Consider the following 2,704-nt stretch of genomic DNA (forward strand, 5'->3'; position numbering starts at 1 on the left):
ACGCTGGTGGGGACGATCTACGGGATGAACTTCGAGACGATGCCGGAGCTGAAGTGGGCGGCGGGGTATCCGTTCGCGATTCTGCTGATGGCGGGGGTGTGCGTGAGTCTGTACTTCATCTTCAAGAGGCGGGACTGGCTGTAGTGGCGGACTCCAAGCCGTTGATCAATTTCGCGTACGCGAAGGCTCGCTAGGGTCACTCCTGACCCCCTGGGGAGAATCTGGGGAGAATGCGCTGCGCTGGGGAGTGCGCAATCGCCTCCCCCACCTGTTGTTCCACACCTGTCGAGCGCCTCGGCTCCAATCGAGCACTTGCCGTTGGCCGTTACCGAGAGTGGCTGGCGAGACGTTCGACATCGGACGAAACCCCGTTGCCTGCCGGTCGCCTTCCTGGTGCGATGCAGGGGTTTCGATGGCGGGAGGGGACGGCTTGGCAGTGTTCGGGTGTGCGGGTTGCGGTGCGGTGCTGACGGCGGCGGTGTCGGAGGTGGCATTGCCGGTCCACCTGCGCGACACCCACTGGGAGAGGTTGCACCCGCCCCTCCTGGAGGCAGGGACGTATGCCGTCGACCCCGAGCCGTACGGTCCGCCCTGGCGGACGTGGGAAGAGTTCGGAGCGCAGGAGGCGGCAGCGCGAGGAATCTTCGCCCCGTCCGGCAACCTGTCCGACGGACCGTCGGACACCATCCTCCTCGCACCCGGCGACATGCGCGGCACCCGACTGATCCTCGAACGGGCCGCGGGCTACTGCATGGGCATCGACGGACGGGACGGGCCGAACCTTGCCTGCCTGAGCTGCGATCTACCCGTGGGAACGAGGATGGACGACTGCGGGTGCTGGCAGGTCGTCCGACTCCTCCCGCAGGCGATCGTGCGGCTGCCCGGCCCGCCGGAGCAGCCCGTCATGGACTGGCCGGAGCTGCAGGCCAACTGCGCGCTGGGGCAACGCCTGAGCGAGTACCAGGACATCCCGGCGGGCGTGGCCCTCGCCCACGTAGTGGCGGCCGCCAGGGGCTGCCCGGTAGAGGTGGTGTCCGGTTCGGTCGCCGACCTCTTCGGCCCTGCCCTCATCGCACTACTGCCAGGAAGGGAAGGCACGAAGCGGCTGGACCTGGCGGGACCAGGACTCGGTGAACCCGCCACCGAGCTGGTGCTGGTGCCGGTCCATCCGCAGACCGGCGAGATGTGGCAGCCGCACGGCGGCGGTGTGGCCGTGCCCGTCGAAGCCACGCTCTGGGCCGAGTTGGCTTTCCCATCCCATCGCGCGCGGCTGCCGGCGGTCGGCGGACTGCCAACAGGCGTGGAGCGGGATGATCCGCTGCCGCCACACCCGTGGTTGCCGTTTCGGCCGTCTGGCGCTGCCTTCCGGTACACGCTGGCGCGGATGCCCGCCGTCCTGGAACCGTGGCTACGGGGGATCTACGACGGGTGTAGCTCTCTTCCGGGGGCGGCCCCGATGGCTTGAGCTGGGAGATCGTGGTTGTGGGTGATGGCGGCGTGGTCGGGTCTCTACCGTGTGGGTGGAGAAGGCGGCGCTGATGGGGTCGTTGATCGGGGAGTTGGAGGCGCGGGAGGCGGCGGCCCTGGGCCCGGGTGCGGTCGCCGCCGTCCTCGACGAGTGACGGAACCGCCGGGGCCGCACCGTGCCGGGGGCCGAGCGGGGCGGGCCGCCCACCGACTAGCATCGCCGAGTTCGTGCCACCCACCGGCCCGAGCATCGCGGCACGGCGTACAGGGGAGCTGACACGGCATGAGAACGAAGAGCGCAGCGGCGTGGGCGGTAGCGGTGCTGATGCTCGGCGCAGCCGTCGGCGGCTGCGCCGAGCAATCGGACACGGGACCGTCCGGCAGCAGCGCGAAGCACACGAAGTCCCACCGCGACCCCGAGGACAAGCCTGATTCACGGGTCGTCGAGGACGACGACGACCACACCGTCCTCGAACTGTCCGACGGCCGGCAGGTGTCCCTCCGCTTCACTCGCCGCGGCCTGGAGGCACAGCATCGCCACGCCTCTGACGACGCCTGGTCCGCCCGGAAGACGGTCTATGAGACCGGCACCAAACCGTGCCACGGCATCAGGGCAAAGGCGCACCGGGACACCGTGTGGCTCACGGCCGGCTTCGGCGCGTACTGCAGGGACGGCGAAGAACCGCAAGAGGTGATCGCGGCCGTCGCCACCGGGGACCTCTCCTCCTGGACCACCGACCCGACCAAAAACACCATCGCCTGGCCGAAGGCCCGCATCCGCGACGGTGGCGCGCGAGTGGACTTCGTCGATCCCAGCATGCTGGAAACCACCACGCTGACCTGGCGCAAAGGCTCCGGGTTCGCCGAGGTGACCACGGAGTACAAGCCCATCCACCCCTGGTTCGTGGGCCGGTGGCGAGCCACGGACGGCAGCCAGCAGCTGACCCTCCACCAGGTCGAGCCGGGCAGACGCGCACGCGTGGTCATCGAGTCCCGCACCGGCCCGCGATGCAAGGGCAGCGCCACTGTCTCCGGCATCGACCAGCACGACCTGTCCATGAGCAACTTCAAGCTCGATCAGGGCACCAGGACCGTCAACTGCCCGCCGGAGGAGACCAAGTACTCCTTCGACGTGAAGTCCTCGGACGGCCCGCTGCGCCTACGCAAGATCGGCAACCACCCGAAGACCGTCCTTACCTATGAGCGGGCGGGCTGACGTACGACTGCGCATGAGGGG

General features: G+C 69.0%; 3 protein-coding genes. All 3 read left to right on the forward strand.

Translation table 11 applies throughout. The annotated features are described in order from the left end of the window. Window positions 1-144 (forward strand): Loki-CTERM sorting domain-containing protein (locus ACGFSB_RS37355; RefSeq protein WP_393409033.1); only part of this gene is annotated, 144 nt, incomplete at its 5' end. A 286-nt stretch (window positions 145-430) separates the two neighbouring features. Further along, window positions 431-1,465: a hypothetical protein gene (locus tag ACGFSB_RS37360; protein ID WP_393409028.1), complete on the forward strand. Its 1,035-nt coding sequence runs from the start codon at window positions 431-433 to the stop codon at window positions 1,463-1,465. 285 nt (window positions 1,466-1,750) lie between these two features. Further along, complete coding sequence (locus tag ACGFSB_RS37365; RefSeq protein ID WP_393409031.1) at window positions 1,751-2,683, forward strand: hypothetical protein; 933 nt, start codon at window positions 1,751-1,753, stop codon at window positions 2,681-2,683. Window positions 2,684-2,704 lie beyond the last annotated feature (21 nt).

The sequence above is a fragment of the Streptomyces sp. NPDC048441 genome, from assembly GCF_043200235.1.
Lineage (GTDB): Bacteria > Actinomycetota > Actinomycetes > Streptomycetales > Streptomycetaceae > Streptomyces.